Here is a 4,978-nt window from a genome sequence, read left to right on the forward strand (position 1 = left end):
CCTTCTTCGTTAAGCGTTTCTTGCAGTGTATCCGCCGCCGTTTGGCTGCCTAGCTTTTCAGCGTACGTACGCGCCGTGCCATAGCCTGCCATCTCGTAGTGCTCGATCCGTTGGGCCGCGGCGATCAATGCTGCATCAAGCACTTGAGGGTCAATGTCGCTCTTAATCAACTCTTCCCCCTCTTCGATCAAACCTTCCATTGCCGCGCACTTATGTCCGCCTGGCTCAAAATCAAGTTCTTTGAAGATCGATTCCAAGCGAGTGACGTGAGTTTTGGTTTCTGCTAAATGGTCGGCAAACGCTTGCTTTAAGTCGGCATTGCTGGCGGCTTTCTGCATCTTCGGAATCGCTTCGACCAGTTGAGTCTCCGCGCTGTACAGGTCCTTCAGTTCGTGAATGTACAATTTGTTCAGTGAGTCAAGTTTCATGATCATGACGCCTTCTATCGGTAGGTGAGGTCTTGAGTTAGAGGTAGTGCAACGCAATCCATTCGATATGCGTGACCGAAGTGAATGACCATCATCTGCATATTGTGTACCGCAAGCATGGATCACACTCTGTTCAGCGACGCGGCTTGATATCACGCATTCCGCGGCGGAAGGCGAGGCGACGAAGCAGTGGTTTGCCGACTGCAACGTTATTGGGGACAACGCGGGCAAGGAGAATGCTGCCAAAAACAACGCTGGCAAAAATTGTTGTTGCACATCGAGACGCTCGACTTGGTCGTTGCCGCAGGATCGCGATGTCGCTCGCCACTTTTCTGCTGCTAACCGTATCCAATCCGAAATACCAATGCGTCATGTACCCCAGCGATTGATTCGCGAGTTCAAACGCGAACTGGATGATGCAGAGACTGAAATTCCGTTCCCTTTTTCGCACTCTGGTCTTCAAGAACCCCAGGGACAGGATTGGGCTTGAGGAGCCAGTCGCCGTGTCCCTAACTCGACTGTGTCCTAAGACGATGGATGCGATCGCTACCAACGTTAGATGGCATAGGGCGAGACTGCTGGTTGACCATTGTCATTGCCCGGTCGCCCGTAGTCTTTGCCCGTGGTCCCGTTGGCGTTTAGGCACGGCCGATGGTCGCTGATCGCACAGGTTGGCCGAACGGGATGCACCGCAGTGGTATTGATTCCGGTTTCCAGTCTGGACGAATCCCTATCACGTTGATTCGCTAGCGGTCGGCAGCGCCGCGATGCCCCCGCCTGAGACGTATGTCGGCGGTTTGGCACGTGATGTGCTCTGTCTGGTCTGCTAACTGCGATTGGGGGCGAACGACACTCCGCACTTGAAGACCTCGCCGGACGGCACGGTCAAGCCGCAGATAAACAAAATACATATGTGTTGACAATCGAGGGAGAGACTCATGCCAAATCGAGAACAACTTAGAGGTCACTGGAACGAAGTGAAGGGGCGTCTAAAAGAGCATTGGGCGCAACTAACCGAAGACGATTTGCGTCGCGCCGAAGGTTCGGCGGATCGATTGGTTGGCGTGGTCCAGCAGAAAACCGGAGCGACACGCAGCGAGGTCGAACGGTTTCTCGATAGCTTGTTCAGCAACGGGGTGCGAGACCAAGCGGCCGAAACCGTCCAGCAGTATAGCGATGCCGCGCAAAAGATGGCTGCGGAGGCGAGTCAATTTGCCAAAGAGCAAGCGCAGCGTTTCGCGGCTCAATCGGGTGACTATTCAGCGAAGGTGGCCGAGCGAGTACGGACGCGACCAGGCGAGACCTTGGCGATCGCCTTTGGTTTGGGTGTCGCTGCCGGGGCGTTCCTGTTCTTCGGTCGAAAGAAATAGACATGGCCACTACGCTTGCAACCGAAAAGCAGTCCGAGGCGATTCGTTCACGGATGCGTGAGATCCGCACCGACCTGCCCTACGATGTCGATGACGCACGGCAACGTGTCAAGCAATTGTCGGATTGGCGATACCACATGTCGCGTCGTCCGCTGCCTATCCTGGCGGCCGCGATGGTCGTTGGTTACTGGTTGGTTCCCGCCAAGCAAAAACAGCGAGACACGGTGGTGGTTCATCATGAAGGTGTTTCGCAGCCGAGTGCTCCCGCCAAGCGAGGCATGTTAGGCGGGATCGCTGGTGCGGTCGCAACGTTATTGCTTAGACAAGCAACGACGATGGCGGCGAGTCACTTTACCAACGCATTTTCGTCCAAGTATCCAATCGACTCGATTCTTAAAGACAGGAGTCACCACGTATCATGATCGCTCCTCTAGAACACCGTCGTCGCACCGAGCCGAGTGGGCTGCAGCGAGAACATATGCTGGCGATCGAGGAGGAAGAAAAGCGGATTCCTCGACGTCTTCAAAACGCCATCGAGGCCCAGCCCGCTATCGCGGTTGCCACTGCGATGGCCATCGGAGTCGCAATCGGTTGGCTCGTCAAACGAAAAAATTGGTAAATCTAATGACTGAACAATCACGCGATCAGCAGTCCAGTTTCCAACGGGTGACCGAAGATGTCCTGGACCTTTTTGAACTGCAAATGCAGTTATTGTCGGTCGACAGCCAAGCGGCCAAACGCAAGCTTTCTAAAGCGGTCGCCTGTGGCGGCATTGCGATCGCGTTGGCAGGTTCCGCCCTGACAGTGCTGATGATCGGTAGCGGATTTTTGCTTTCGGAATTGACCGAGCTTACCGCGGGCGCTTCGTTGTTGATCGTCGGAGCAGTGTTTTTTGCAATCGTCGCGTTGCTCGGCTGGATCGCACTGAAAGCGGTCAGCGGTGCGGCGGCGGCAATGAGTGAAAGTAAGTCCGAGTTTGCTGAAAATTTGCGTTGGTTGAAGGCCACGTTGGTGTCGCCGAAAACCTCGCCTCGAAACCAGATTCGTCGTGATTCGTTCTCGGACGATGATCCTGAATTACGTCGCCAGTCAGCGTGGAGCGGTTCCATGCACGACTCCGACCAGCGTCCCCCGGTTTACCCAAGGTAATATCAATGTCAAATATCCCTACTGAAAATAGCAAGTCCCCAACTCGATCGGATCAAGCAAAAGAGACGGCCAGCCGGATTGCGGCCGGCGCGGGGGAGGCGGCTCAAGGTGCAGCAACGCACTACGTCAAAGAACCCGCTCAAGATATCTTTAGCATGGTCAAAGCGTACGCCAAGGAAAATCCCGATGTCGCTGCCTGTTGGGCGTTTGGGCTCGGCGTCATCGTCGGGTGGAAGCTGCGACCCTAAAATCTGGTTACGATCCCAAAATTAAGGCGTGAATGAATTATGTCAACATTAAGCGAAGCCGAGCGAACTCAATTTTCCGATGCCCTCGAACGTGTGGGAGGGGATGAGGAAATGTTCATCGAGCTTGCTGAAATCGTTTCCGAGGATGCTCCAGGGATGCTGGCAGAACTCGAGAGTCAATTGCAGTCAGACCAGCTTGGTGAGGTGGCTCAGACAGCGCATGCGCTGAAGGGGCTGCTGAGCACCTTCCAAACAGGTCCCCCCGTCGCCCAGCTACAACCCTTCATTGATGAAGCTCGTCGGGGGCACACGGAGTCTGCAACGATGATGTTTCGCGACCTGATGCCGTCGCTGAAATATTTGGTTGGGCAAGTCCAACAGCTCAACCACAAATACTGATTTATTCTCATGGACTATTTCCTGCTCATCACGTATTTGTGCATCGCGATTGGTTTCTCGTTTCTGTGTTCGATTGCCGAAGCCGTTCTGCTATCAATCACGCCAAGCTTCATTGCCGAGCGTCGACAAGACAAAACGAAATCGTCGAAGCGAATCATCCAGCTCAAAGAAAACATTGATCGGCCGCTAGCGGCGATCCTTAGTCTCAATACGATCGCGCATACCGTCGGCGCGGCGGGTGTCGGGGCACAAGCGGCCAAGATTTACGGCGATCAATACCTCGGGGTGATCAGTGCGCTATTGACCCTGATGATCCTGGTGCTTAGTGAGATTATTCCCAAGACCGTCGGGGCGTTGCATTGGCGCCGACTCGCCGGCAGTGTCGCACTGCTGGTTCAAGGCTTGATCGTTTTGATGTTGCCGCTGGTTTGGATGTCAGAGTTTTTGACACAATGGTTGTCAGGTAATAAGAAACAGCAACTCGTCACGCGAGCCGAGATCGCGGCAGTTGCCGAATTGGGAACACGTGAGGGGTTGTTAAAGCAACACGAATCTCGCATCTTACGCAACCTGTTGAAGCTCGAATCGATCACGGTCGAAGACGTGATGACGCCCAGCACGGTGGTGATCTCGTTCGAAGAATCACGGCATTTATCCGAAATGATTGAGGAGCTCAAGACGCTGCCTGTTTCTCGAATTCCGATCTATCGAGAACGACGTGATATCGTCACCGGATTCGTGTTGCGAAGTGATTTGTTGGCGTCCGTGGTTTCGGGGGACAGTGACAAACCATTGAGTGATTTTTCGCGTTCCATCTTGCGAATCAGCGAAGACGAAAGCATCACGGTCGCCTTTGACCTTCTACTTGATTCACGTGCCCACATCGCAATGGTGATGGACAAATTCGGTGGCGTCGAAGGCTTGGTCACGCTCGAGGATATCATCGAAACGTTGTTGGGGCTCGAAATCGTCGATGAACACGATGCGACGGTCGACATGCAAGAACTCGCTCGCAGACGCTGGGAAGGAAGACGCGAAAAACAAGGAATCGCAGCACCCCCGTCCCGCGATGAACTTAGCGGCGCGTAAAGGATGCCAATCGCGGCCGAGGCCGAGGGCGCTGACCACGCGGGTTCAGTCAAGTTGTTCTAGCGAATTGTCGAATCGACGATCAAACTCGGCGAACAATGCGAGGGTCTCGGGACGTTCCAGCACTTCGGCAACACGTTCCGCTCCGCTGTCGACCTTGGGGTCGGATTGTAGGTCCGCCTCGGAGGTCTCTTTCTGTCCTGCGACGCGAGTGGCAACGCTGATCGCCGCGGCCTTCCATCCGCTGACGCTCGATAGGGCGTCAGCCAACGCGGCACGCAGAACATGAAAATCC

9 protein-coding genes and 1 pseudogene are annotated in these 4,978 nt (G+C 54.6%); 7 read left to right on the forward strand and 3 right to left on the reverse strand.

The features are described 5' to 3' along the window. Together ABX962_RS30005 and ABX962_RS30010 are read right to left on the reverse strand one after the other, a co-directional pair. A partial coding sequence (locus ABX962_RS30005) for a ferritin-like domain-containing protein (RefSeq protein WP_372725058.1) occupies positions 1–428 on the reverse strand: 428 nt, incomplete at its 3' end. Between the two features lie 133 nt (positions 429–561). Then, entirely contained in the window at positions 562–879 is a 318-nt protein-coding gene (locus ABX962_RS30010; protein WP_372725060.1) for a hypothetical protein, read from the reverse strand. 487 nt (positions 880–1,366) lie between these two features. On the opposite strand from ABX962_RS30010, the gene ABX962_RS30015 reads away from it, so the two are divergent. The 7 genes from ABX962_RS30015 to ABX962_RS30045 are packed head-to-tail and all read left to right on the forward strand — an operon-like array spanning position 1,367 to position 4,683. Next, positions 1,367–1,798 (forward strand): CsbD family protein, encoded by a 432-nt coding sequence (locus ABX962_RS30015; protein WP_372725062.1) that lies wholly within the window; start codon positions 1,367–1,369, stop codon positions 1,796–1,798. Between the two features lie 2 nt (positions 1,799–1,800). Continuing rightward, positions 1,801–2,220 (forward strand): hypothetical protein, encoded by a 420-nt coding sequence (locus tag ABX962_RS30020; protein ID WP_372725063.1) that lies wholly within the window; start codon positions 1,801–1,803, stop codon positions 2,218–2,220. Continuing rightward, entirely contained in the window at positions 2,217–2,417 is a 201-nt protein-coding gene (locus ABX962_RS30025; protein ID WP_372725065.1) for a hypothetical protein, read from the forward strand. The genes ABX962_RS30020 and ABX962_RS30025 overlap by 4 nt, the downstream gene beginning before the upstream one ends. A gap of 5 nt (positions 2,418–2,422) precedes the next feature. Continuing rightward, positions 2,423–2,947, forward strand: coding sequence for a phage holin family protein (locus tag ABX962_RS30030; protein WP_372725067.1), 525 nt, complete (start codon positions 2,423–2,425; stop codon positions 2,945–2,947). 5 nt (positions 2,948–2,952) lie between these two features. Continuing rightward, the gene (locus ABX962_RS30035) at positions 2,953–3,195 is read left to right on the forward strand and encodes a hypothetical protein (RefSeq protein WP_372725068.1); all 243 of its coding nucleotides are present in this window, start codon (positions 2,953–2,955) and stop codon (positions 3,193–3,195) included. Positions 3,196–3,234: 39 nt separating this feature from the next. Beyond that, on the forward strand, positions 3,235–3,594 hold the full coding sequence (locus ABX962_RS30040) for an Hpt domain-containing protein (RefSeq protein WP_372725070.1): 360 nt from the start codon (positions 3,235–3,237) through the stop codon (positions 3,592–3,594). A gap of 9 nt (positions 3,595–3,603) precedes the next feature. Then, a complete protein-coding gene (locus tag ABX962_RS30045; protein ID WP_372725072.1) occupies positions 3,604–4,683 on the forward strand; it encodes a CNNM domain-containing protein in 1,080 nt (359 codons plus the stop codon). Between the two features lie 45 nt (positions 4,684–4,728). Here ABX962_RS30045 and ABX962_RS30050 read toward each other — a convergent pair. After that, positions 4,729–4,978 (reverse strand): annotated as a pseudogene (locus tag ABX962_RS30050) (hypothetical protein); the annotation flags it as partial.

The sequence above is a fragment of the Novipirellula sp. genome (assembly GCF_041583735.1).
Taxonomy (GTDB): domain Bacteria; phylum Planctomycetota; class Planctomycetia; order Pirellulales; family Pirellulaceae; genus Novipirellula.

What these genes read in the sequence shown, in the direction of transcription:
- ABX962_RS30030 (WP_372725067.1), top strand. Translation starts at nt 2,423, where the DNA reads ATGACTGAACAATCACGCGATCAGCAGTCCAGTTTCCAACGGGTGACC.
- ABX962_RS30015 (WP_372725062.1), top strand. Translation starts at nt 1,367, where the DNA reads ATGCCAAATCGAGAACAACTTAGAGGTCACTGGAACGAAGTGAAGGGG.
- ABX962_RS30025 (WP_372725065.1), top strand. Translation starts at nt 2,217, where the DNA reads ATGATCGCTCCTCTAGAACACCGTCGTCGCACCGAGCCGAGTGGGCTG.
- ABX962_RS30040 (WP_372725070.1), top strand. Translation starts at nt 3,235, where the DNA reads ATGTCAACATTAAGCGAAGCCGAGCGAACTCAATTTTCCGATGCCCTC.
- ABX962_RS30045 (WP_372725072.1), top strand. Translation starts at nt 3,604, where the DNA reads ATGGACTATTTCCTGCTCATCACGTATTTGTGCATCGCGATTGGTTTC.
- ABX962_RS30020 (WP_372725063.1), top strand. Translation starts at nt 1,801, where the DNA reads ATGGCCACTACGCTTGCAACCGAAAAGCAGTCCGAGGCGATTCGTTCA.
- ABX962_RS30035 (WP_372725068.1), top strand. Translation starts at nt 2,953, where the DNA reads ATGTCAAATATCCCTACTGAAAATAGCAAGTCCCCAACTCGATCGGAT.